23 protein-coding genes and 1 pseudogene are annotated in these 24,318 nt (G+C 61.0%); 14 read left to right on the top strand and 10 right to left on the bottom strand.

All coding sequences use genetic code 11. From position 1 onward, the window contains the following. Positions 1–4 precede the first annotated feature (4 nt). Genes NKH02_RS11750 through NKH02_RS11730 form a run of 5 tightly spaced genes read right to left on the bottom strand, consistent with a single transcriptional unit; the run spans position 5 to position 5,570 of the window. Complete coding sequence (locus NKH02_RS11750; RefSeq protein ID WP_352863200.1) at positions 5–589, bottom strand: sarcosine oxidase subunit gamma; 585 nt, start codon at positions 587–589, stop codon at positions 5–7. Beyond that, positions 582–3,575 carry a sarcosine oxidase subunit alpha gene (locus NKH02_RS11745; protein WP_352878867.1) on the bottom strand — a complete coding sequence of 998 codons (2,994 nt, stop codon included), beginning with the start codon at positions 3,573–3,575 and terminating at the stop codon, positions 582–584. The genes NKH02_RS11750 and NKH02_RS11745 overlap by 8 nt, the downstream gene beginning before the upstream one ends. Then, positions 3,572–3,883 (bottom strand): sarcosine oxidase subunit delta, encoded by a 312-nt coding sequence (locus tag NKH02_RS11740; protein WP_023759679.1) that lies wholly within the window; start codon positions 3,881–3,883, stop codon positions 3,572–3,574. Before NKH02_RS11740 ends, NKH02_RS11745 begins: the two co-directional genes overlap by 4 nt. Before the next feature lie 11 nt (positions 3,884–3,894). After that, positions 3,895–4,317 carry a hypothetical protein gene (locus tag NKH02_RS11735; RefSeq protein WP_352878864.1) on the bottom strand — a complete coding sequence of 141 codons (423 nt, stop codon included), beginning with the start codon at positions 4,315–4,317 and terminating at the stop codon, positions 3,895–3,897. Then, the gene (locus tag NKH02_RS11730; RefSeq protein WP_352878861.1) at positions 4,317–5,570 is read right to left on the bottom strand and encodes a sarcosine oxidase subunit beta; all 1,254 of its coding nucleotides are present in this window, start codon (positions 5,568–5,570) and stop codon (positions 4,317–4,319) included. Before NKH02_RS11730 ends, NKH02_RS11735 begins: the two co-directional genes overlap by 1 nt. Before the next feature lie 218 nt (positions 5,571–5,788). On the opposite strand from NKH02_RS11730, the gene NKH02_RS11725 reads away from it, so the two are divergent. The 5 genes from NKH02_RS11725 to NKH02_RS11705 all read left to right on the top strand — a co-directional run bounded on the left by NKH02_RS11725 (position 5,789) and on the right by NKH02_RS11705 (position 8,419). Beyond that, positions 5,789–6,157 (top strand): YrdB family protein, encoded by a 369-nt coding sequence (locus tag NKH02_RS11725; RefSeq protein WP_352863192.1) that lies wholly within the window; start codon positions 5,789–5,791, stop codon positions 6,155–6,157. A gap of 196 nt (positions 6,158–6,353) precedes the next feature. Continuing rightward, entirely contained in the window at positions 6,354–6,740 is a 387-nt protein-coding gene (locus NKH02_RS11720; RefSeq protein WP_352878858.1) for an SET domain-containing protein, read from the top strand. A gap of 152 nt (positions 6,741–6,892) precedes the next feature. Continuing rightward, complete coding sequence (locus NKH02_RS11715) at positions 6,893–7,165, top strand: hypothetical protein (protein WP_352863190.1); 273 nt, start codon at positions 6,893–6,895, stop codon at positions 7,163–7,165. A 4-nt stretch (positions 7,166–7,169) separates the two neighbouring features. Next, positions 7,170–8,027, top strand: coding sequence for a DUF4118 domain-containing protein (locus NKH02_RS11710; RefSeq protein ID WP_352878855.1), 858 nt, complete (start codon positions 7,170–7,172; stop codon positions 8,025–8,027). Continuing rightward, entirely contained in the window at positions 8,024–8,419 is a 396-nt protein-coding gene (locus tag NKH02_RS11705) for an MAPEG family protein (RefSeq protein WP_352878853.1), read from the top strand. Before NKH02_RS11710 ends, NKH02_RS11705 begins: the two co-directional genes overlap by 4 nt. Positions 8,420–8,603: 184 nt before the next feature. On the opposite strand, the gene NKH02_RS11700 is transcribed toward NKH02_RS11705, so the two are convergent. Next, on the bottom strand, positions 8,604–9,758 hold the full coding sequence (locus tag NKH02_RS11700) for a RelA/SpoT domain-containing protein (protein WP_352878850.1): 1,155 nt from the start codon (positions 9,756–9,758) through the stop codon (positions 8,604–8,606). Positions 9,759–9,817: 59 nt separating this feature from the next. After that, positions 9,818–9,991 (bottom strand): annotated as a pseudogene (locus NKH02_RS11695) (helix-turn-helix domain-containing protein); the annotation flags it as partial. A 213-nt stretch (positions 9,992–10,204) separates the two neighbouring features. On the opposite strand from NKH02_RS11695, the gene NKH02_RS11690 reads away from it, so the two are divergent. Genes NKH02_RS11690 through NKH02_RS11675 form a run of 4 tightly spaced genes read left to right on the top strand, consistent with a single transcriptional unit; the run spans position 10,205 to position 14,364 of the window. Further along, entirely contained in the window at positions 10,205–10,714 is a 510-nt protein-coding gene (locus NKH02_RS11690) for a hypothetical protein (RefSeq protein ID WP_352878847.1), read from the top strand. Beyond that, a complete protein-coding gene (locus NKH02_RS11685) occupies positions 10,711–11,925 on the top strand; it encodes a glycosyltransferase family protein (RefSeq protein ID WP_352878844.1) in 1,215 nt (404 codons plus the stop codon). The genes NKH02_RS11690 and NKH02_RS11685 overlap by 4 nt, the downstream gene beginning before the upstream one ends. A gap of 1 nt (position 11,926) precedes the next feature. Further along, positions 11,927–13,171, top strand: a complete 1,245-nt coding sequence (locus NKH02_RS11680; protein WP_352878842.1) for a glycosyltransferase — start codon at positions 11,927–11,929, stop codon at positions 13,169–13,171. Continuing rightward, a complete protein-coding gene (locus NKH02_RS11675; RefSeq protein ID WP_352878839.1) occupies positions 13,168–14,364 on the top strand; it encodes a glycosyltransferase family protein in 1,197 nt (398 codons plus the stop codon). The genes NKH02_RS11680 and NKH02_RS11675 overlap by 4 nt, the downstream gene beginning before the upstream one ends. Position 14,365: 1 nt before the next feature. On the opposite strand, the gene NKH02_RS11670 is transcribed toward NKH02_RS11675, so the two are convergent. Continuing rightward, on the bottom strand, positions 14,366–15,040 hold the full coding sequence (locus NKH02_RS11670; RefSeq protein ID WP_502913803.1) for a class I SAM-dependent methyltransferase: 675 nt from the start codon (positions 15,038–15,040) through the stop codon (positions 14,366–14,368). A 268-nt stretch (positions 15,041–15,308) separates the two neighbouring features. Here NKH02_RS11670 and NKH02_RS11665 point away from each other — a divergent pair, with 268 nt between their 5' ends. From NKH02_RS11665 to NKH02_RS11655, 3 genes are all read left to right on the top strand, one after another. Beyond that, positions 15,309–18,023, top strand: a complete 2,715-nt coding sequence (locus NKH02_RS11665) for an ABC transporter transmembrane domain-containing protein (RefSeq protein WP_352878836.1) — start codon at positions 15,309–15,311, stop codon at positions 18,021–18,023. 83 nt (positions 18,024–18,106) lie between these two features. Beyond that, complete coding sequence (locus NKH02_RS11660) at positions 18,107–18,556, top strand: cyclic nucleotide-binding domain-containing protein (protein WP_352863176.1); 450 nt, start codon at positions 18,107–18,109, stop codon at positions 18,554–18,556. A 192-nt stretch (positions 18,557–18,748) separates the two neighbouring features. Next, on the top strand, positions 18,749–19,600 hold the full coding sequence (locus tag NKH02_RS11655; RefSeq protein WP_352630014.1) for an MBL fold metallo-hydrolase: 852 nt from the start codon (positions 18,749–18,751) through the stop codon (positions 19,598–19,600). A gap of 1 nt (position 19,601) precedes the next feature. On the opposite strand, the gene NKH02_RS11650 is transcribed toward NKH02_RS11655, so the two are convergent. Together NKH02_RS11650 and NKH02_RS11645 are read right to left on the bottom strand one after the other, a co-directional pair. Beyond that, positions 19,602–20,363, bottom strand: a complete 762-nt coding sequence (locus NKH02_RS11650; RefSeq protein ID WP_352878833.1) for a polysaccharide deacetylase family protein — start codon at positions 20,361–20,363, stop codon at positions 19,602–19,604. Further along, the gene (locus tag NKH02_RS11645) at positions 20,360–21,448 is read right to left on the bottom strand and encodes a glycosyltransferase family 4 protein (protein ID WP_352878830.1); all 1,089 of its coding nucleotides are present in this window, start codon (positions 21,446–21,448) and stop codon (positions 20,360–20,362) included. Before NKH02_RS11645 ends, NKH02_RS11650 begins: the two co-directional genes overlap by 4 nt. Before the next feature lie 74 nt (positions 21,449–21,522). Here NKH02_RS11645 and NKH02_RS11640 point away from each other — a divergent pair, with 74 nt between their 5' ends. Continuing rightward, positions 21,523–22,701, top strand: coding sequence for a DUF3095 domain-containing protein (locus NKH02_RS11640; RefSeq protein WP_352878827.1), 1,179 nt, complete (start codon positions 21,523–21,525; stop codon positions 22,699–22,701). 114 nt (positions 22,702–22,815) lie between these two features. Further along, positions 22,816–24,159: a nucleotide sugar dehydrogenase gene (locus NKH02_RS11635; protein WP_502910869.1), complete on the top strand. Its 1,344-nt coding sequence runs from the start codon at positions 22,816–22,818 to the stop codon at positions 24,157–24,159. Positions 24,160–24,318: the final 159 nt, after the last annotated feature.

Raw genomic sequence — 24,318 nt, 5'->3', positions numbered from 1 at the left:
GGGTTTAGACCGCTGCGTCGCGCGAGCCCTCGGACAGAAAAGTAAAGACATAGTCCGAGAAGGAACGCCAGCATTCAACCCTGAAGGCGTCCGGCGCCGTGCGCAGCAGCACGATCTCGGTCTTGCCGAGGATGGTTCGCGACGCCGATCCAACCGGGAAGGCATCGAACGACAGGTCCTGCGGGCAGCCCGCATTGATCGTCGCCGCCGCCCCGGTCCCCGTCACGGCGATAGCGACGTTGCGATGCGAGATGCCGACCGCCGAGTGCAAGGCGGAAACCCCGGCACGATCGGCCAGCGGATCCTTGCCCGCCTCATCGATAACCAGCCATTCGTCGGGGCCGAGCCACAAGGCGGTTCGCCCGCCCTTCGAAGCGGACGTCTTCGGCTTTTTCGGCAAGGTCACGCCGAGCGCCTTGGAAAGCGCTGCGAGCGAGGCCTCCGGTGCACGCAATGAAATGCGCTCAGCCGGCGGCAGCACCTCGACCTTGACGCCGGTAGAGGTCGTGCTGCGTCCGGCCAGCGCCGGACGGCGTTCTACCGAAGGCGATGCGGCCGATGCCGTCTTTCTTGCAGCAGCCTTAGCCATTGAGGCGCCCTCCCGTCTCGTCGAAGAACACCATGCCGGTAACCTCCACCTCGATCACCCCGTGCGGCATCGGCACATAGAGCGTGTCGCCCATGCGGTCGCGGCCACCAGCGACCAGCGCCAGCGCGATCGACCGGCCGCAATTTTCCGACCAATAGCTCGAGGTGACATGGCCGATCATCTTCATCGGGATCGCCTGCTTCGGATTTTCGACGATCTGCGCGCCCTCTTCCAGCACCACCTTCGGGTCTTTCGTTTTCAGCCCGACCAACTGCTTGCGGCCCTTGGCGACAAGGTCGGGCCGCGTCAAGCCGCGGATGCCGACGAAGTCCGTCTTCTTCTTGCCGACCGCCCAGTCGAGACCGGCATCGTTCGGCGTCACCGTGCCGTCGGTGTCCTGGCCGACGATGATGTAGCCCTTTTCGGCGCGCAGCACGTGCATGGCCTCGGTGCCGTAGGCTGCAGCGCCATGCTTCTGGCCTTCGGCCCAAAGCGCTTCCCAGACGGCCTGGCCGTAATCGGCCGGCACGTTGACCTCGAAGCCGCGCTCGCCGGTGAACGACATGCGGAACAGCCTGGTCGGCACGCCGCAGATATTGCCTTCGCGCACCGACATATGCGGCAGCCCCTCGTCGGACATGTCGATGCCTTCGACCAGCGGCTCTATAATCTTCCGCGCGCTCGGCCCCTGCACGGCAATGACCGCCCACTGCTCGGTGATCGAGGTCAGCCAGACATTGAGATGCGGGAACTCGGTCTGGAGATAATCCTCCATGTGGTTCATGACGCGCGGCGCGCCACCAGTCGTCGTCGTCACGTGGAAACGATCGGGCGCCAGTCTGCCGACGACGCCGTCATCGTAGATGAAGCCGTCCTCGCGCAGCATGATGCCATAACGGCAGCGGCCGGGCTCCAGCTTCTCCCATGGGTTGGTGTAGAGCAGCTCCATGAATTTCGCCGCGTCCGGACCGACCACTTCGATCTTGCCCAGCGTCGAGGCATCGAACAGGCCGGCCGTCTTGCGCACCGCAACGCATTCGCGGTCGACCGCGGCGTGCATGTCCTCGCCTGCCTTGGGGAAATACCAGGCGCGTTTCCACTGGCCGACATCCTCGAACACCGCGCCTTGCGCCTCTGCCCAGGGATGGATCGCAGTCTTGCGCGTCGGGTCGAACAGCGGACCCCGCGCATGGCTGACGATCGCGCCGAAGGTCACCGGCGTATAGGGCGCCCGGAACGTGGTCAGGCCGACCTCGGGGATCGGCTTGCCCAGCGTCTCGGCGGCAATCGCTAGACCGTGCATATTGGAGGTCTTGCCCTGGTCAGTCGCCATGCCGTTGGTGGTGAAGCGCTTGACGTGCTCGATCGAGCGCATGCCTTCATGCACCGCCTGGCGGATATCCTTGGCTGTGACATCGTTCTGGAAGTCGACGAAGGCTTTCACCGTCGTGTCCGGCCCGGCTCCGGGCGCCGCACCCAGCATACCGCGCGACCAGCTTTCCGAGGCATCGACTTTCGGCTTCGTACCCTTGGCGGTTTTCGCGCCCGCATCCTTGGCCGCCTTGGCGCCCGCCGCATAGGCCTCGTCGACCGTCGCGGACAGCCCGTCGGTGCCGTTGCAGGCGCCGACAGAGACGCAGTCCTGCGCATAGGTGCCCGGCACGAAGCGCTTGGTCTCGTCGTTGAAAGCCACCTTGCCGCGCGACTGCGAGAACAGATGCACCGACGGCGTCCAGCCGGCCGACATCAGGATCGCATCGACCGGGATGGTGCGTTCGCCGTCGCCATTCTTCGGCTGCACGGTCATCGACGACACCCGCAACTTGCCGCCTGCGCGGATCACCGCGCGGCCGAAATTGACCTCGATGCCGAGCGCCCTCGCCTCGTCGATCACCGGCCCGGTCGGGTTGTCGCGCAAATCGACGATCGCCGCCACGTCGACGCCGGCCTTCTTGAGGTCGATTGCCGCTGCATAGGCGGAATCATTGGCGGTGTAGACGCCGACATTCTTGCCGACCGCGACGCCATAGTGGTTGAGATAGGTGCGCGCCGCTCCTGCCAGCATGATGCCCGGCCGATCATTGTCGGCGAAGACCATGTGGCGCTCGATGGCGCCGGAGGCCAGCACCACGCGCTTGGCCCTCACCTGCCACAGCCGCTCGCGCGCCAGATCGTGGCCGGGAGCCTTCAGATGATCGCTGACTCGCTCGACCAGCCCGACGAAATTCTGCGCATAATAGCCGAACGCCGTCGTGCGCGAGAGCACGCGGACATTGCCCATGGCGGCGAGCTTGGCCACCGCACCTTGAGCCCAGGCAAAGCCGTCCTGGCCTTCGATTTTCGCACCGCTCTCGAACCGCAGGCTGCCGCCGAACTCGGCCTGCTCATCGGCGAGGATGACGCGCACGCCGGTCTCGGCTGCGGCAAGCGCCGCCGCGATGCCGGCGGCACCGCCGCCCAGCACCAGCACCTCGCAATGCGCATAGCGCGACGAATAATGGTCCGGGTCCGGCTGGTCCGGCGAAACGCCAAGTCCGGCCGCGGCGCGGATCTTGGGTTCGTACAGGCTCTTCCATGCAGCCTTCGGCCACATGAAGGTCTTGTAGTAGAACCCGGCCGAAAACAGCGGCGAAGCAAAGTCGTTGACCGCGCTGACGTCGAAGGACAGCGACGGCCAGCGGTTCTGCGACTGCGCGTCAAGCCCGTCATAGAGTTCCTGCACCGTAGCCCGCACGTTCGGCGTCTTGCGTGCCGCGTCACGCTTGATCTCGACCAGCGCGTTCGGCTCCTCGGCGCCCGCCGACAGGATGCCGCGCGGACGATGGTACTTGAACGAGCGGCCGACAAGATGGACGCCATTGGCGAGCAGCGCCGAAGCCAGCGTGTCGCCCTCGATGCCGGCATAGGACTGGCCATCGAAGCTGAACCGCGCGGTCTTCGCCTGCTTGAAGCGACCGGCGCCGGGAATGCGGAACGCGCCGATCATTTGGCAACCACTTCGTTGGAGTTTTTGGGCAGCTTGGACGGTTTCGGCTCGCCGGCCTTGTAGGTCATGACGAACTTGTCGGTGACGGTGTCGCGCACGGCGTTGAAGAAGCGGGCGCAGCCATGCATGTGCCGCCAGCGCTCATAAATGATACCCTTGGGGTTCGAGCGGATGAAGAAGAACTTTTCGAAATCATCGTCACTCTCGCCGGCCATGTTGGCCGAGCGCGCGATATGCGCCTCGCCGGCGTTGCGGAACTCGAGTTCCGGGCGCTCTTCCTCGCAATAGGGACAGCGGATGAGAAGCATTGTCCTGGTTCCTACAATTCGCCGTGGCCGACGCGGGCGCCCGCCGGTTGATCGCAAAGCTTCTGTCCCAACCTCGCGAACGGTGCGACGAGCCGGATGCGCTCTTCCACGCTTGCAGCGGGACGAAACAGATCGCGAGACGCCATGTTGCCGAGGGTGAGTTGTATCGGATCGGTTGTGACGATCACTTGCCGTGGCTGGAACGTCTCGTCCTCCTCGAGCCCTTCGGGTCGTCCCTCGAAGAACATCACCACCTTCTGACCGCCGCTCCAGACGCAGGCCAGCGTGCCGTCGTCGACCGAAAACGGCCAGCCGGCCTCGTTGCCGGCGCGACTGATCGGCTGCAGCCGCACCTCGTCCGCCGAAGGAAAATGGAACATGCCCTGTTCCCCCGCCAGCATCAGCGGCATCGCGACAGCCATCTGCGCCATCATCAATGCGCTACCGCCGCCGCCGCCGCCTCGTCGATGAGGCGGCCAGTGCGGAAGCGTTCGATGGTGAAGGGCGCGTTGATCGGGTGCGGATCGTCCCTGGCGATTGTGTGGGCAAAGACATGGCCCGAGCCCGGCGTTGCCTTGAAGCCACCCGTGCCCCAGCCGCAATTGACGTAGAGGCCGGGCACCGGCGTCTTGGCCAGGATCGGCGAGCGGTCCGGCGTCACATCGACGATGCCGCCCCACGAGCGCAGCATCTTCATGCGCGTGAAAATCGGGAACATCTCGCAGATGGCGTCCAGCGTATGCTGCAATATGTGCAGGCCGCCCGTCTGCGAATAGGAGACGTACTGGTCGGTGCCGGCGCCGATCACCAGTTCGCCCTTGTCGGACTGCGAGATATAGGCGTGCACCGTGTTCGACATCACGACGCAAGGCACCACCGGCTTGACCGGCTCCGACACCAGCGCCTGCAGCGGATAGCTCTCCAGCGGCATGCGCACGCCGGCCATGTTCATGATGACAGAGGAATGGCCGGCGGCAACGACGCCGACCTTCTTGGCGCCGATGAAGCCGCGCGTCGTGTCGACGCCCATGACGGCGCCATTGGCGGCCCGTTTGACCCCGGTGACCTCGCAGTTCTGGATGATGTGCACGCCGCGCGCCGAAGCGCCGCGCGCATAGCCCCAGGCAACCGCATCGTGCCGCGCCGTGCCGCCGCGCCGCTGCAAGGCCGCACCGACGACCGGATAGCGTGCATCCTTGGAGGTGTTGAGCGGCGGGCAGAATTCCTTCGCCTGCTCCGGCGTCATCCATTCATTGTCGATGCCGTTCAGCCGGTTGGCGTGGACGTGACGCTTCAGCACCTGGACGTCGTGCACATTGTGGGCGAGCATCATGACGCCGCGGGCCGAATACATGACGTTGTAATTGAGCTCCTGGCTCAGCCCATCCCACAGCTTCAGCGCATGGTCGTAAATGCCCGCGCTCTCGTCATAGAGATAGTTGGAACGGATAATGGTGGTGTTGCGGCCGGTGTTGCCGCCGCCAAGCCAGCCCTTTTCCAGCACCGCGACATTGGTGATGCCGTGCACCGTGGCGAGATAGTAGGCTGTGGCAAGACCATGACCGCCGGCGCCGACTATGATGACGTCGTATTCCTTCTTGGGCTCAGGCGAGGACCACTGCTCCTCCCAGCCCTTGTGGCCGCGCATGGCCTCGCGGGCGATGGCGAATACCGAATATTTCTTCAACGTCCCAACCTCGCCCCAGAAAAGGCCTCGCGAATAACGGCCGGGCGTTCATTCGATCCCGGCGCGCGAGGTGTATCACTAGCGAAACGGCGCTTCCACCCTTGCGCTGTTTGCGACGGCGCTTGCCGTTTTGCGCCACGGCGAAAAAGCCGCATGCGATCTGGCAGCTAAGGCCCCGTTCGGTCACACTGCCTGTCGCGAGGCTCTGGAGGATCATTATGGGCAATGCCTGGTGGAATCTGACGTTGCGCTTCCTGCTGGAGCTTGCCGCCTTGCTCGGGCTCGGCATCGCCAGCTGGCGCCTCTCACACGATTGGTGGCGCTGGGTCGCTGCGTTGGCCATACCGCTCGTTGCTGCTGCGCTGTGGGGAACCTTCGCCGTGCTCAATGATCCGAGTCGGTCGGGCCGCGCCCCTGTGCCGGTTCCGGGGGCGGTGCGGCTGGTGCTGGAACTCGTCATCCTGTTCGGCGGCGCGGCTGGGTTCTACCTGGCCGGCCAAACGACCACGGGCATCGTCATGGCCCTGCTGATCGTCATCAGCTACGCATTCTCGCTCGATCGCCTGGCGTGGTTGTTGCGGCGATAATTCGCCCCACTGGCCTCCCTGTTTGGCGAGTGACGAGGAAGGCGCGGCGTATCGATCAACCGCACGTGAAGTCTTTTTGCGGCCAAGACGCATGTTCATAGCCGCAAGGCGGGCGGCCGGTCTTGCTTTTTCCGCTCGATTTGGCAATGCCGTTTCCTGTCGAAACGGGTCTTCTTGCCAAACCGGTCCTGCAAACATGATGCTGATCAGAACCTATGTGGCTGCGAGCGCGATCGAGGGTGTCGGTGTGTTCGCCGCCGAGCCGATCGGGAAAGGCGCTTCGATCTGGCGGCTCGATCCGGATTTCGACCGGCTCATCCCGATGGAAAAATACGAGGCGTCGCCCTCGCATCTCCGGGAACTGCTTGACCGCTATGCCTATCCGAGCCCGGACCGGCCGGGTTTCATGGTCTATGAAGTCGACAATGGGCGCTTCATGAACCATTCCGGCAACCCAAACACGGATTTTTCGCAATATGGCGGGGCAACCGCGACCCGCGATATCGCCGAGGGCGAGGAGATCACCTGCGACTACGGCGAGTTCTTCGAGGATTTCGAGCGGCTGCATTTGGCGACGGCATAGAGATCTGCTGGAGAGTGCGAGGCAAGCTGGCCTCGGCTTGGCCGCCATCATTCGTCTGAAGCGACTGCCTTTCCGCCCTGGCCCATGGGGTGGAATTATTGAGGCAAAGCGAGCATACTGCTCCCTGTGTTCCTTTGATGAGGAATATGCCGATGCGTCTCGGGGCAAGAAGCGTTCCGATCGAGTACTATGTTCTCAGGATCGCCGCACCCGCCGCCGGCCGACCCAGCGAAAGCAAGGTCGTCGGCCACTTTGCTGAACGGCCAATTTTTTCCGAGGTCATAGATACCTTCGGCGACCACTATCACTACGTTGGACTTGCGCCACGGCTTGCAGATGGCCGGTTCGATGTCGAAGCGCTCTCGCCAGGTGAATGGATTGTCGAGCCAGGATTGATCTACAGATCAGATAACTGGAGGAGTTGAGCCAATGGCCGGTGCTACATCGAAGCTGCGAGGGAAAATCCCGCCGTTGCCGGATGCCGATTCGCTTTTGGCCTCGGCACCAGAGTCTGCGGCTCTGGTGCGTTACCTTGCCTCCTTGGCAATGACCGCCGTCGCCACGGTCGTGGCAGTTGGTGTCGACAGTCGCGTGGCGATCCCGAACATCTCCCTCGTGTTTGTGGTGCCGGTGATCGTAGCGGCCATTAGCTTAGGCTTAGGCCCCTCCCTCTTTTCGGCAATACTTGGTGCTCTCGCCTACAATTTCTTTCTCACAGAGCCTCGCTACACACTGATCGTCGACGACCCGGCAAACGTCTGGGCGATCGGGCTGCTTTTTGTAGTCGGACTAATCGTGAGTGCCGTTGCCTTCACTTCCCAGCGCAGTGCAGCCGATGCGTCGCTCCTGAGAAGGCAGGCAACGGTGCTGCAGGGCTACGGCCGCGCCGTCGCGGCCGCTGACAATGCGCAGGCGATCGTCTCGATCACCGCCCGTGCTCTTGCAGCGCTTTTTCAAGTCCCTGTCGTCGTCGTTCTCGTGATGGAGAGCAAGGTGATTTCCGTCGAGAGAGTCGGCAACCTGGAGCCCCTGGACGCGGAAATCGAGGCGGCGCGATCGTCGTTGGCCACGGGGCTGTTCTCGCCCTCTGGCGTTTACCCGGCCTTAGCCTCGCGCTTTGACTTCTGGCCTGTGGTGACAGCTGAAGGCCAGGGTGCCGCCATTGGACTCGCATTCGACCCCGATGAACGTCCGTCGGCGCCTGCCGCGGTCGTCGACATCGTAGGGCGTTTTCTGGCCCTGGCCCTTGACCGTCAGCTGCTGCGGGCCAGCAGCGATATTCGATGACGTTCGAACTCGCAATGCTGGCCGGGGGTTGCGCTCTCGGGCTGTTCCACATTGTCCTGGCATCGCATTCGGCTAGCCTCCAGCACAGCTACCGCTGGACCGCTAGCGCGCGAGACGCGCCGCAGTCACCGCTCACGGGCGTTGCCGGTCGTCTCTCTCGCGCTTCCGCCAATTTCGGCGAGACCTTCCCCCTGTTCATCGCGGCGGTGGTGCTGGCGCACCTCGCGAATGCCCACGACGGTCGAACGATCTGGGGCAGCGCGCTCTATCTCGGTGCCCGACTCGTCTATCTGCCGCTCTATGCAGCAGGCATCTGTCTGGTGCGCTCGCTGGTATGGAACATCGCCGTCGCAGGCATCGCGCTGCTGATCTGGGCGGCGGCGTTGCCTTGACCCAATCACGACCGTCGACCCGGCCCCTTTGACCGCAACGATCGCCCGGTTCAGCGTCTCCTCTCCGGCAGCATCGAGGCTGGAATTCGGCTCGTCCAACACGACAAGGGCGGGCCAGAGGGAAGCGACGCTTAAGCCAACCATAGCGGGCTTTTCGTAGGGCTTCGGAGCTACCTGTTGCGGGCTAGACTTTATTCGATAGCACCTTTCCCGTGCAGATGGATTTCAGATCACGAACAAATAAGGAAACATCTCCGAAGTAATTCGGATACATTTCAACAAGCTTTTCGACCTTATCAACCTCGACCAAGACAGCCTTTGCACCAATGCCCCTTAGCTCGATTTTCTGCTCTATCTCTTCCAATGTCCGCGCGCCTAACATAAGCGTCAAAAATGGTTGGATGGTCACGCTGTGATCTTTGTTATATTGGATCAAATAGTATCGATATTTTTCCGCTGGCTGTCCGGGATATTCCGAGTAACGGGTAAGATTCTTAATGTCTTCTAGTATGCTGGTCGCACCTATACGCTTGTTGATATCCCGCAATTCTCGCACCCGGTCATTGTGATCCGGAACACCGATATGATCGGGACACTGCTCAACGTGCGCGAATTCCGCGGACATAAGCTGGAAAAGGCGTAACCAATCCTGCTCGCCCTTTCCGTGCTTCAAATCCTGGCCCAGGAATAGCCCGACAGCCTCAACTGCGGTCGCCCATGAGTGCTGAAGTTTGGTCCGAACTTGCAATTCGATGCGTCGTCCCTCGAAAGCCTCAGTGTCGGCATCCCTAGGTCGGTACTGGAAAACAATATGGTGACTTCGATAGCCGTCCGGCTTCGGCTCATCGATATAGTTGAATTCTCGCGAGTGGATCTCATGAGGGAACTTGTCTCGCATCGATGCGAGAAGCGAGCGAACACCTTTGATGTCGGCCATGATCGCTCGGCAACCGCCGATGTCGTTCATGGTGTCCAATTTGGTGGTGGACTCTCGAAGCTTCCGACGAATGGATGCCATACGCTTCGGACGGGATGCCATGTCGCCCTTCAGTCGCAGGGCTCTCATGTGGTGACCGACAGAGAACCGAACGCTCCGCATGGGCAGAAAGTGCGAGTCGCGCCAGCTATTGGCGATCGAGAAGATTTCAAGTGCGTCCAGGTACTGGCCGGCAGTGATGTCTCGTCCGAACTGAATAGGTTTTGCCAGCCGGTCGCCTGCCTTGCGAACGGCTCTCATGCTGTAGGCAAGGCGCGGGTACTCAGTCATTGGACCCATGAAGTCAAGGTAATCCGCCTCATTCTGTACTGGCGGGACTACCGCAAGGGAATCAAACCTCATGGGTCGTATCCCTTTGGGTAAGCGAAGTACAACATACGGTTATATTCCTGGGTTGCGGCGACCATGCCGGCGCGCCCTTCGGCCTTATAGCGCTCGACCCAACGCGCCACGATCTTGGCCGACACGCCGTAGACGCGCGCCGCATGGGCTTGGGAAAAAGCGCCTTCTATCACCGAAAGCGCCATCTCCTCTCGACGCAAAGGCGTGAGACGGGCATTCTTGTGGATGTTCATTCGGATCCTCCGGTGAGTGCTGCAGCTTGGTAACTCCAGTCTCCTCGGTCCGATCCGAATGGACAACCCTCTGAAAGCTCACATCTAGAGCACAGCCAGAGGCCATAGCGATCGCCAAGCAACTGGTCTTGCATACGCCCTCCCGCGGGCGGTGCGTTGTAAGCGCTGGCATGCACTCGATTCTTGCTGAAATTCCAGCTAGCTTGGGGAAAGATGGCTCAGTTCTGGTCGGTGAATCACAATCAGACCGCCCGTCAAGAGATTGATGGGCAGCACCTTTGGTCCCCCAAGACCGAGAGCAATGGCGCGCGAAATGAGTTCTACAACAAGATGGGCCATGCGACGCCCGGCGACCGATCAATTGGCTATATGGGCCGGGATGGCGGAAATCGCCTTCACCGCTCCGAAACCAATGGAGTTCGGAGACACCGGAACTTATTGGAATCAAGAGGGATGATTTCTGCCGATCTTTTGGATACCACTTTGCCCTTCGATCCATCCCAAAATAAGAACAGCGAGTCTCGGCCCGCTCCCGCCGAGGCGATATTCGCCAATCCATCAAGTTTCGGACTCAGGCAATCAGAAAGCCTATCCGACAGGCATTCCACAGAAGTAATACAGATTGAAAATCGCGGCCTCATTTTTCAAAACCAGGATGGTTTCGAAGCCGGAGCGTCGCTCACGGTCCTCAAGGCGAGAATTCTAAGAGACGTTCAACAATGACCCAGCACGCAGAAAACGCTCGAATTCTCATGTACAGCCACGACACATTCGGGCTCGGCCACTTGCAGCGCTGCCGGACTATCGCGCATTCGCTGGTCGAGGATTTCCGCGGACTTCAGGTGCTTATCATTTCGGGTGCGACAATCGCTGGCGCCTTCGACTACCGCGCCCGTGTCGACTTCGTGAAGATCCCCAGCGTCATCAAGTTGCGCAACGGCGAGTACACCTCGCTGGAAAAGGACATCGATCTGCATGAGACGCTAAGGATGCGCCAGTCGATCATCCGCCACACAGCCGAGACCTTCCGGCCGGATATCTTCATCGTCGACAAGGAACCGCTAGGCCTGCGCGGTGAGATCGAGGACACGCTGTCTTACCTCAAGACGCGGGGCACAACGCTGGTGCTCGGCCTGCGCGAGGTGATGGATGCGCCGCACCTGCTCGAAGCAGAATGGGCACGCAGGGATGTGATGCGCAAGATAGGCCTGTTCTACGACAAGGTCTGGGTCTATGGCCCGCCGGATTTCTATGATCCGTTGACCGGCTTGGATGTGCCGCCGGCTGTCAGGGCAAAGATGAAGTTCGTCGGCTTCCTGCAACGGAGCCTGCAAAAGAACGAGTTGCCCGGCCACCGGCCCGAGGGCGACTATATCCTCGTTACCACCGGTGGCGGCGGTGATGGCGCCGAACTGATCCACGACGTCATCGATGCCTACCAGCAGGACCCGCAATTGCAGCATAGGGCGCTGATCGTGCTTGGACCTTACATGCCGGCGCGCAAGCGCAACAAACTGCTCAAAAAGGGGTCCAAGATCCCCTACATCAAGATCATCGAGTTCGACAACCGCATGGAGGACCTGATTGCCGGCGCCAAGGCGGTGGTGGCGATGGGCGGTTACAACACCTATTGCGAGATACTGTCTTTCGACAAGCCGGCGCTGATCGTGCCGCGCGTCAAGCCCCGCGAGGAACAACTGATCCGAGCACGGCGCGCAGCCGAACTCGGCCTCATCGAGATGCTTTTGCCGGAAGAAGCCGAGGATTCCCAGCGGTTTGCCGATGCACTGAAGGTGCTGCCGGACCGGGCCCGCCCATCGCAGAGCAATCCGCATCTGACGCTGGAAGGGTTGCCTCATATTTCCGAAATCGTCGCGGAACTGCTCGACCGGCGGGCCGGCCATCACCTGTCGGTTATTGAAGGAATCAACTGACTTGCAAAATCGCAAGATCGTCGTGGTTCTGAAGGGCTATCCGCGGCTGTCGGAAACCTTTATCGCACAGGAACTGCTCGGTCTGGAGCGTGCGGGGTTCGACCTGATACTCTTCGCGCTCAGGCGGCCGACCGACGCAAAACGCCACCCCGTGCATGACGAGATCAAAGCGCCCGTCCATTATCTGCCGGAATATCTGCATGAAGAGCCGCTGCGCGTGCTTCGCTCGCTGTTTGCTTATCTGCCGCGGCCGGGCTTCTGGCGCGCTCTCGGATCGCTGGCGACCGATCTCCCCCGCGACTTTACGCGCAATCGTGTGCGCCGCTTCGGGCAAGCGCTCGTGCTGGCGGCCGAATGGCCGGAAGACGCGGGCTGGCTGCATGCACATTTCGCGCACACGCCGGCATCGGTGACGCGCTATGCCAGCCAGCTTCGTGGCCTGCCCTGGAGCTGCTCGGCCCATGCCAAGGACATCTGGACTTCGGCGGACTGGGATTTGGCTGGCAAGCTTGCCTCGGCGCGCTGGACGGTCACTTGCACGAAAACCGGCTTCGACCGTCTGAAAAAACTCGCTAACGGCAACTCGTCCGTGCATCTGAGCTATCATGGGCTCGACCTTCATCGCTTCGGCATTTCCGGCGAAGCGCGAAAACAGCATGACGGCTCGGCGCCGGACGAACCGGTTATCGTTCTGAGTGTCGGGCGCGCCGTCGAAAAGAAAGGTTACGATACCTTGCTGGAGGCCCTTGCCCTCTTGCCTGGTGATTTGGCCTGGCGTTTCGAGCATATCGGCGGCGGCGAGGAACTGGAACGGCTCAAGGCGCTGGCGCAAAAGCTCGGACTGGATGGTCGCGTCTCTTGGAAAGGCGCGCTTGCGCAGGAGGAGGTGCTCGAGCACTACCGCTGCGCCGACATCTTCGCCCTGGCCTGCAGGATCACGGCAAATGGCGACCGGGACGGTCTGCCGAATGTTCTGGTGGAGGCGGCTAGCCAGAGGCTTGCCTGCGTGTCCACCGATATTTCCGGCGTGCCGGAGCTTATATCGCCGGATGAAACCGGGCTGCTGGTTCCGACGGATAGCCCAATTGCCCTGGCACAGGCGCTGGAGCGCCTGATCCGTGATCCCGTGCTGCGCGCCCGCCTCGGCGACGCCGCGGAGCGGCACGTGCGCGGCAATTTCGATCATATTGCGAGCATTGGACAGCTCAAGGAACTGTTCGAGCGCGAGTGGCGGGCCGCCGATTGAAGCGGCTGCGCGCCTTCCTCTATGTCCAGCACCTGCTCGGCATCGGCCATCTCGCGCGCTCCAGCCGGGTCGCGGCGGCTCTGGTCGATGACGGGTTTGACGTAACCGTCGTGACCGGCGGAGCGCCGGTCGCGGGATTTCCGGGACCGGGGGTAAAATCTGTAACCCTGCCGCCTGTCACCTCCGGTGATGAAGGATTTTCGGGACTTGTCGACCTGCTGGGCAAACCGATCGACGATGATTTCAAGAAACGGCGTTCAGAGATGCTGCTGCAGGCATTCCGGGACTGCAGGCCTGATATCGTCATTGTCGAGGCGTTTCCATTTGGACGCCGGCAGATGCGTTTCGAACTCTTGCCGCTGATCGAGGCCATCGACGCGGCGTCGCCCAGACCGCTGCTGGCGACGTCCGTCCGTGATATCCTTCAGGAGCGCGTCAAGCCGGGCCGAAACCAGGAAACGGTCGATTTGATCAACAGGCATTTCGACCTTGTTATGGTCCACGGCGATCCGGCTTTCGCAACCATCGACAAGACATTTCCACTGGCCGGGGCGATCAGGGCCGAGGTCGTCTACACAGGGCTCGTTGCCGCGCCGCCATCGCCCGCGGCGTCCGAGCGCTTCGACATTCTGGTGTCGGTTGGCGGCGGAGCTGCCGGAAAGAGGCTTGTCAGTTCCACCGTCGCAGCGGCACGGAATGCCGACAACGGTTGGAAATGGTGTTTGATCACCGGCCCAAACCTGCCCAAGGACGAGTTTGACGCGATCGCCGGCTATGCCACGCCGGGCCTGTCCATCTTCCGGTTCCGCGAGGATTTCGCCAGCCTGCTGACCGGCGCCCGCCTGTCAGTGTCGCAGGCGGGTTACAACACCGTCTGCGATGTCCTGCGCGCGGGTTGTCGCTCCCTGCTCGTCCCATTTGCAGCTGGCGGGGAAACAGAACAAACGGTTCGCGCCCTAATGCTCGAAGAACTAGGTCTTGCAACGGTGCTGATGGAAAAGGACATAACGCCTGAAGGCTTGGCGCAAGCCATCGAAGAGGCGCTTGTGGCACCGACACCATCCGCGCATCGTCTCGATCTGGAAGGCGCGCGTCAGTCGGCGCAAATCCTGCGCGAGCGGTATCGAACATGGTCCCTAAAAATGGAGCCCGGTTTCGGAAAAGCTCCTGATCAAACAGACGACGAATCCTAGTCTAAACAGCTCCAATCAGCATGAAGCGCGTATAATTTTTTGTCGGCAGTTCGCCGGAGAACCGCACCTCCCGTAGCGCCGCCATTGCTTCGAAGGCTGCCAGTGAAGCCACGCAGTTGATGTGCGTCGGCTCGCTGAAATAATCGTTCGATTGCAGCAGAACATTCATGCCCCGCGGAAGCAGAGCAAGCCAGGCGCGCAGATCGGCTATGTGTTCGCAGCTCGTATTGACCGTCAGGTCGGGCCGCCCGGCCGCATAGTCTAGTGCGTACATATCCGCCGTCAGCGCCCGGAACCGGTCGCCGGCTTCCCGGTTGAGGGTCACGGCGACCGGCGCGACTTCGGGATCGATGTCGATGCTATCCACCGCCGCGATATCGAAGCGGGCGTCGTTGAAAAGCATTGCCGGCAATACGCCGTACCAACCACCCAGAACCCATATGCGCCCGAACCGGCCGCCGCAGCTTTCGAACAGCCTGTCGAGCGCCCACACCTTGCAGGCGACCTGTTTGTGGTTGAAGGCGTTGCCTATATCGGCGTTCGGATGCTTGGCGATGACGCGCGCCAGCCCCGCCACGAGAGGGCGGTCGACATAGACAGCAATTCCCCGCGTGAGGTCCAAGGCTTGATCGTGCCAGTCCATGCCGGCATTGCGTGGTTGCGTGACATCCATCATATTCGTCTTGTATGGTGGGATGTCGGGCGACACAACGCAATCTTGCCCCCCGCAAGGCCGTTTGATCCGCGGATTTGATTATGCTGTTAGCCGCTTCGCCATTGCCCGGTGCCGGAGAGAGCCGGTTGCATCTATGGGGACCATCGGTGTCCTTCGTGCACCGCAGCTTCGAGCTTGTCATTGGCGACGAAGAAATTGCCTATACGCCATGCGCCAGCAGCCGCTTTTTTATCCCGCATCCTTCCAACTGAAGGATCCACAGTCGCATATGGAACCCAGCCTAGCCCGCTATATCTGGACCCACACCAAGAAGCAGCAGCTTTGGATATTGATGATCGTCGTGCTTTCGATGATCCCGTATTTCATGTCCTTCGACCTGCCGAAGCTGATCGTCAACGGCCCGATTCAAGGCAAGGGCTTCGAGCAACCGGGCGCGACCCTGCCATTCATGAGGCTACACTATAACCTGCCGTTCATTGGCGAGGTCCTGTTCTTCTCCGGTTTTCAGCTAGGCCGCAAGGCGACGCTGTTTGCTCTGAGCCTTGTGTTTCTCTTGCTGGTTGTCATCAACGGCCTGTTTAAACTCTACATCAACACCTACAAGGGCCGTCTTGGTGAACGCATGCTGCGGCGTCTCCGCTTCGATCTGGTCGATCGTGTGCTGCGGTTCCCGCCGGTTTATTTCAAGCGGGTGAAATCCGCCGAAGTGGCGACCATGGTGAAGGACGAGGTGGAGCCGCTGGGCGGCTTTATCGGCGATGCGTTCCTGCAGCCGGTACTGCTCGGCGGCCAGGCGCTGACGGCCATGCTCTTCATCATGGTCCAGAACGTCTGGCTCGGAATGATAGCGGTCGTGATCGTGGTGATCCAGATCGTCCTCATCCCGCGAATGCGGCGGCGGCTGATCGTGCTCGGGCGCCAACGGCAATTGACGGCGCGCGCACTTTCGGGCCGGGTTGGCGAAATCGTCGACGGCATCGGCGCGGTTCACGTCCACGATACATCAAACTATGAGCGCGCCGACATAGCTGCCCGGCTCGGGCTCATCTTCAAGATCCGCTTCGATCTTTACCAATGGAAATTCATGGTAAAGTTCCTCAACAATTTTCTCGCGCAGCTCACGCCCTTTCTGTTCTACATGATCGGCGGATACCTGGTCATCCAGGGTCGGCTGGACGTCGGCCAGCTCGTGGCCGTGATCGGCGCCTACAAGGACCTGCCCGGACCGATGAAGGAACTTATCGACTGGGATCAGGATCGGCAGGATGTCCAGGTCAAATATCAGCAGGTCGTTGAACAGTTCACCGTGGAGGGTCTCATTGCGCCTAGAATCGGGGCGTTGGCGATCGACGATCCCGATCCGATGACCAACCCCCTGTCGGCGATCGGTCTGTCCATAGCAGACGATGGCGGTGCGATGCTTCTCAACCGTGTCTCCCTCCAGGTCAAGCCGGGTGAGACGGTGGCGCTGGTCAGTACCGCGACAGGTGGAGCCGAAGCGCTTGCAGAAGCCTTCGCGCGGCTGAGCTGGCCCGACAGCGGAAGGATCGCTTCGGGCACCGACGACCTGCTTGAACTCCCCGAAGCAGTGACCGGACGGCGCATGTCCTATGCCTCGTCGGATGTTTTCCTGTTCCAGGCAAGCCTCCGCGATAACCTGCTCTACGGGTTGAAGCATGCGCCGCTGACACCGGTGACTTATGACGGTGCCGCGGCAGACCAGCACCGCTGGAACATCGACGAGGCGCGCCGGTCGGGCAATCCGGATCTTGATATTCACAGCGACTGGATCAACTATGCTTCCGCCGGCGCCACCGGCCCGCACGACCTCTTTGAAGCCGTGCGCCGGGTGCTCGACGCGGTTGTTCTATCGCGCGACATTCTGGATCTTGGCTTGCGCTCTTCGGCCGACCTCAAGCGTCACACCGAGCTTGCCAGGCGGATCGTCGAACTGCGTGCGGCGCTGCGAACCCGGCTGGAACAGGAAGGGCTGAGCGGACTGGTGGTTCCTTTCGAACCGGGCGCCTACAACAAGGAAGCGACGATCGGCCAGAACCTGCTCTTCGGCGCTGCCGCCGGCCCCGAACTGGCCGACAGGGCCCTGGCGGCCAACCCCTATTTTGCTTCTGTGCTGAAGCAAGCCGGCCTCGACCGCACGCTCTACGAAATGGGCATGGAAATCGCCCAACAGGCGATCGAGCTGTTTGCCGACTTGCCACCCGATCACCAGTTCTTCCAGCAGCTCGCCTTCATGAGCGCCGAGGAGATACCGGCCTACGAAACCTTGCTGCAACGGCTCAAGAACCGTCCCTACGAGGCGGTTTCGGAGAACGACCGCGCCATGATCGTTAGCTTGAGCTTTGCCTATATCGAGCCCCGGCACCGCTTCGGCCTGCTGAGCGATGAGCTGATGAGCAAGATCGTCGCTGCCCGCAACCGGTTCTATGAAAACCTGCCGCCCGAGCTGCATAACGCGATCGAACGGTATGATCCTGCCAAATACATTGCCGCGGCTACCGTCATGGATAATGTCCTGTTCGGGCGTGTGGGCAACAACCATCCCGACGCGCCGGACCGCATACGCTCCATCCTCTATGACATTCTTGACGAGCTGGGGCTTTATGGCGAACTTCTCGATGTCGGCCTGGATTTCAACGTCGGCGCCGGCGGCAGGCGGCTGACCGGTGGACAGCGACAGAAGCTCGATGTTGCCCGAGCCCTGCTCAAGCGTCCCGATTTTCTCATTCTCAACCGGCCGCTATCGGCGCTCGACCAACGCATGCAGGATAGGGTGCTGCGAAACGTGCTCGAGGAAGCCAGGAGCGACGGCCATTCGCCGGCAATTGTGTGGGTCGTGACGAATCCGTCAATGGCGATGATGTTCGATCGCGTTATCGTCTTCGACTCGGGTCAATTGGTGGAAGACGGAACACACGAGACACTTTTGGCAGAGAACGGTATCTTCAAGGAACTGGTGTCGTAGAGCGATGTCTCGGAGACGGAATTAATTCCATCCGGGCGCCCGTTGCTCTAGTCTGGCAAACGCGAATTTTGAGGTTTGCGACAATGCTGCTCAAGGATGAAGTTGGAATGCTGCAACGCGTTCCCTTGTTTTCTGGCATCGAGTTGACAAAGCTCAAACTGCTTGCGTTCACATCCGATCGCGTGAGCTACAGCGCCGGCCAGATCCTTTTCCGGCAGGGCGACGAGGGAGATGCCGCCTATGTCATCCTTTCAGGCAGCGCGGATATTCTGGTCGATTCCGACAGCGGACCGATAAAAGTTGCCGAAATGGCCCCAAATTCGATTGTTGGCGAGATCGCCATACTGTGCAACAGCTCCCGCACTGCAACCGTCAGAGCGGCAAGTGAGCTGGAAGCCTTAAGAATCCGCAAGGATCATTTCCTGAGGCTTATGAAGGAGTCCCCGGAAATGACCATCGAGATATTGAGGGTTCTTGCCGATCGCCTAAGCCATACCACCGCGGATCTGATCGACGCACGAAGCGCCAAATAGCGAATGACCGGCGGTCGATCCTCCCCGTCGTGATAGCACCGGCCTCTTGCTCAGAAGGTCACTGGAGGAACCTGTCTCGCCTCTTGTTTGGACGCAAATTCCGGACGGAAAACCGGTTCACACTTTTCCTGGAATTGCTCTAGCAGCAGTTGTTTGGCTACGATGAGCGACGGGAACCGCGAAGGGGCTACCATGGACGACGTTTTCCTGGTCAGGTTTTGGGGTGTGCGCGGCAGCATTCCGGTATCGGGGCCAGAATTCTCTCGCTATGGCGGCAACACAAGCTGCATTGAGTTGCGATGCGGTAAGCATACGCTTCTGTTTGACGCAGGCTCTGGCCTGCGGCCTGCCGGCGGCGCGCTTCGGACGTCGGGCGTGACCGATTTCGACCTGCTTTTCACCCATTGCCACTACGATCACATTATCGGGCTGCCGTTCTTTGCGCCGATCTACGACCGGAGCGTCAAGGTTACGCTTTGGTCCGGGCATCTTGCAGGACGCATGACGACCCGGCAGATGGTCGATGAGTTCATGCGGCCGCCGTGGTTTCCGGTGAAACTGGAGGTCTGCAAAGCAAGCCTCGACTGCCGCGATTTCGTATCCGGAGACGTGCTTCGGCCGCGCGAAGGGGTGGTGGTCCGAACCGGCAGTCTTGTTCACCCAGGCGGCTGCATCGGCTACCGGGTCGAATGGGGCGGTCGCGTCGTGGCGGTGATCACAGACACTGAGCACGAGCCGGACAAACTCGATCGCGCGGTGCTCGGCCTGATCGAAGATGCCGACCTCGTCATCTACGACTGCACCTACACCGAGGAGGAAATGGAACGCCGCCGCGGTAACGGGCACTCGACATGGCAACAGGGCGTCAAGCTCTGTGAGGCGGCCGGTGCGCGAGGGCTTGCGCTGTTTCACCACGATGCGACACGCACCGACGAGGAACTGGATGAGATCGAGAAACTGGCCAAAGACAGGTTTGCCGGCGCTTTTGCCGCGCGGGATGGCCAGACGCTCGAATTTCCAGTCTCATTGCACAAAAAGCGCTGAGCTATTTTTCCTCTACCGCGCTGCGTCCGATCAATGTCCTGATTGGAAGCCATGCGCGGGGGTCAGTCTGTGCAGTGACTGTGAACAGCCGTTCGAGGAAAAGCCAGGCCGATTCATCATGTATGAGATGGTGGGTGAGCAGGCCGACCGGTTCGTCGTCGAATGCATGCTGCAAGTGCGCGATGATAGCCTGGACCAATAGGCCATGATCGCGGCAGCCGCGCGTGCCATGCCAATCCATGATGTCGACGTTGCTGTTGATGACCGCCAGTGAAGCTGGCTTCGGCGGCCCATAGACCGACAATGCCGCAAATCCTATCGATCCAAGGTCGGATACCAGGCTGGCGTCGATCCTGTTCCAGGGGGGGACCAGCATCGGAACGGTGCGCGCGCCGTGCAGGCCGGTTACGTGCGACAGCCCGCCAGCCAGTTCATCGAGCACCGCCTCGCGTGGCCGATGGGCGCCGAGTTCCTGCTTTTTGTGACCCTCGGGCGCATGATTTCGGTGCACCCAGCCATGGATCGCGACCGTGGCATGCGGCGCCTCGTCAAGCCGGGCGACAAGCTTCTCATCAGTGAGGGCCGGAATGACGGCCAGAGTGACCGGAACCGCGAATTCACCGGTGAGGTCGAGCAACCGATCAAGCGCGGGTGTCGGATCCACGGCATCATCGTCGCGCAGCCAGAACTCTGTCTTACGACCCGCCCGTTGCCGGCCCGCCAGCTCTTCCACCAAGGGCTGCCAGATCCGATCGGATGTCATGAAACGGAGACCTTCGGAAGAAGCTCGGCCAGACGCGCCGCTGCAACGCCGAGGGAACGCTCTTCAAGGATGAAACGTCTGGCTTCCGCGGCCATGATGGTTCTTTCGTCGTTACGGACCAGAAGCCTTTCAATGGCGGAAGCGAACGCCGCCACATCGCGCGGCGGGGTGAGAAATCCGGTCTGGCCATCTCGCACGACTTCCGGCACGCCGGCGATGTCCTGAGCCACCACCGGAAGCCCGGCGGCCTGTGCTTCAAGATAGGCAACGCCATAGGCCTCGCCATGACCCGGCCAGACGTAAATTCCTCCACCATAGAGGACATCCGGCACGGCGGCTGGCTCAATCGCGCCAAGCCATTCGATACGGTCGGCGGGCAAGCCGGCGAATTGCGCCTTGACCTCGTCACGGGCGGGCCCGTCGCCGACGACCGACATGGTCCAGGGCAGGTGGCCAATCACACCGAGCGCTTGCGCCAGCATGCGATAGCTTTCGACTTTGTCGCCCGGGCGCATCATGGCAACGGTAACGAGGTGCGTCGGACAACCTCGTGCCGGCATTTCGCGGAATGCCGATGTGTCGATAAAGGGCGACAGCATATCAAGAGCGACGTCGGGTATCGCATCTGCCAGTCCCTGACGATCCCTTTGCGTGAAGCAGATGTTCAGCGCCGCCTGTTCGACGGCTCGCACCACCAACTCTTGCGTATCAGCCCACAAACCGGCATTTCGCCGGCTCGAATAGGAAGCTTCCGCCGTCACATATGGGACAGCAAAGGTCGACGCCAGCTCGGGCCCGATCAGATCGGGCGCTTTGTAATAGGGATGATAGCAGAACCATAGATCGGGCTTGCCGTCACGATCCCAAAGCCTGGTCAGCCGCGCGGCTTCCTCTCGGGCCTCTATCTTGAGCGCATCGAAACTTTTCGGCTCCGGTTCGCGTAGATAGAAGCGCAATTCGGATGCCAGTTCGACGCTGTGTCCTCCATGCTCCAGCGCCTTGACTAGCGTGCGTGCCATCTGGCGGTCGCCGGAGGCAACGGAATGATTGGGTGACTTCAGCGGCGCGTAGAAGGCAATTCGCATCGCTCGACCCTATCATCGGAAAGCATGCGCAAGTCAATTTAAAGGCATGATCGACTTCACCTTCAAGCAGTGGAATGTGCTATCTGATGCTCATGGAAACAGCTGCCGCGTCCGACCCGTTTGTCGCTTCTCTGCCGGTCTTCGCAAAGTTCGAAAGCGTTGCCGATATCGACAACTATCGGCCTCTCCCCGATGGCTGGGCGCTGGCCACCGCCGACATCGTCGGCTCGACCAAGGCGATCGAGGCTGGGCACTATAAAACCGTCAATATGGCCGGCGCCAGCGTCATTTCGGCGCTGCTCAATGCGCTGGGCCGGCAAGATCTGCCCTTTGTCTTCGGCGGCGACGGCGCGCTCGTCGCGTTTCCCGGCTCGGCGCTGGAGATCACCCGCAACGCGCTGGCGGCTGTCCAGAGATGGGTGGCGGACGAACTGGGCCTAACCCTGCGTGCCGCGATCGTGCCGATAAAGGATATTCGAGCGCAAGGCCTCGACGTTCGCGTGGCGAGATTCCAGGCCTCCGATGCGGTCTTCTATGCCATGTTCGCCGGCGGTGGCGGCAGTTGGGCGGAAGCCGAGATGAAAGCGGGGCGCTACCGCATCGATCCTGCGCCGGCAGGCGCTCGGCCGGACCTGACCGGCCTCTCCTGCCGCTGGAACCCGATCGAGACCCGGCATGGCGAAATCGTCTCGATCATAGCCATACCGGGGGCGTCGCGCGACCTGCGCGGTTTTCAGTTTCTGGCATCCGACATCATCGCCCTTGCCGGCAGGCAGGAACGCGATGGCCACCCGGTGCCGGTGAACGGGCCGGGCTACAGCTTGCTGCCCGCCGGCCTGGATATCGAGGCGCGGGCCACGGCGCCGGCAGGACGGCGGTGGCTGTCGAAGCTGTGGATAGTGTTCCTGATGACGCTTACGGCCGTCGCCGATAGATATGGCTGGACGATCGGCGGTTTCGATCCGAAGATCTACAAGCGCGACGTGGCCAGCAATTCGGATTTCCGGAAATTCGACGACGGCTTGAAGATGACCATCGATGTTGACACGGATTTGTTGCAACGGATCGAGAACCGGCTGAAACAGGCGGAAGAGGCGGGCATCTGCAACTATGGCCTGCACCGCCAGAAATCGGCCTTGATGACATGCCTCGTCGCCTCGCCTCTGCAACGCGATCACGTTCATTTCATAGATGGTGCCGCCGGCGGCTATGCGATGGCTGCCGCAAGCTTGAGGGCAAAGTTGCCGGTCTGATGACGGCTTGCGAGAATCCATTTTCCGCAATATGCCTCGGCCATGGTTCCTGGGACCATGGTAAGCCGCGCCATGGGAGCGGCCAGCCTATCCGAATTAACGGGAAAGCAGATTTTGGACGCTTCACGATCGGCATATGACCGTCTGCTGAACCGTATCTCGACGCACGCCGCGCAAGTCGGCGTGATCGGATTGGGCTATGTCGGGTTGCCGCTGGCAATTGCGGTCGCACGCGCCGGCTTCCCGGTTTTCGGTTTCGACATTGAAGCCCAGAAGGTCGAGAGCCTGAACAACGGCCAATCCTACATTGAGGCGGTGACGTCGACAGCCGTTGCCGGCCACGTGGCGAGTGGACGGTTCCGCGCCACCGCGGATTTTGCCGAATTGTCCATCTGCGATATCATCATCATCTGCGTTCCGACACCGCTGACGAAAAACCGTGAGCCGGACCTCTCCTTTGTCAGGAACACCGCAGGCACCATCGCAAAGCATCTGCGTCTCGGCCACCTCATCGTGCTGGAATCTACTACCTATCCCGGTACCACCGACGACGTGGTCAAGCCCATACTGGAAGAAACCGGCTTGCAGTCGAAGATAGACTTCTTCCTCGGCTTCTCGCCCGAACGCGAGGATCCCGGCAATCGCAACTTTGAAGTCGCGACGATCCCCAAGGTCGTGGCGGGTGACGGCATTGAAGCGGCGACGCTCGTGCAGGCTTTCTACCAAGGCGTGGTCAAAACCGTCGTTCCGGTTTCCACCATGGCGACCGCCGAGGCAGTCAAGCTGACGGAAAACATCTTCCGTTCGGTCAACATAGCCCTCGTCAACGAATTGAAGATCGTGCTCGGCGCGATGGGCATCGACATCTGGGAGGTGATCGAGGCGGCCAAGAGCAAGCCCTTCGGCTACATGCCTTTCTATCCTGGCCCCGGATTGGGCGGGCACTGCGTTCCGATTGATCCCTTCTACCTGACGTGGAAGGCGCGCGAATACGAACTGCCGACCCGCTTCATCGAGCTGGCGGCGGAGATCAACACTGCCATGCCACGTCATGTGGTCGATGAACTGGCGAAAGCGCTGGACCGGCGCTGCGGCAAGGCGCTCAGCCGCTCGCGCATTCTCATCATCGGGCTCGCCTATAAGAAGAATGTGCCCGACATACGCGAAAGCCCGTCATTGCGGCTCATTGAACTCATCGAGGAATGGGGCGGCAAGGCGGAATTCCACGATCCGCATGTTGCCGAGATACCGACTACACGGGAGCATATGGCGATCAAGGGGCGCCGCTCGGTCGAATTGACCGAGGCGGCCTTGAAGGATTTCGATGCTGTCGTTGTTGCAACCGACCATGACGCGATCGACTATCGGACAATCGCTGATCACGCCGTTCTGATTGTCGATACACGCAATGTTTTTGGCCGTCTCGGGCTCCTCCGAGAGACGGTGGTGAAGGCCTGACGGCGTTCCCAGCCGGCGAATTTTCTGCCCGATGTCAGGATCGTGATTGCACTCCGCCCGCAGCTTCGCCACATAACGCCACAAGACATGAATGCAGTTGAACCTGTTCCTTGGTTGCAAGGACAGTTATTGGGGATTTCGCCGTTCTGCCGCCGAAGC

This window comes from Mesorhizobium sp. M1396 (assembly GCF_040317725.1).
Taxonomy (GTDB): domain Bacteria; phylum Pseudomonadota; class Alphaproteobacteria; order Rhizobiales; family Rhizobiaceae; genus Mesorhizobium.
This window is presented reverse-complemented; position numbering and strand designations above follow the sequence as displayed.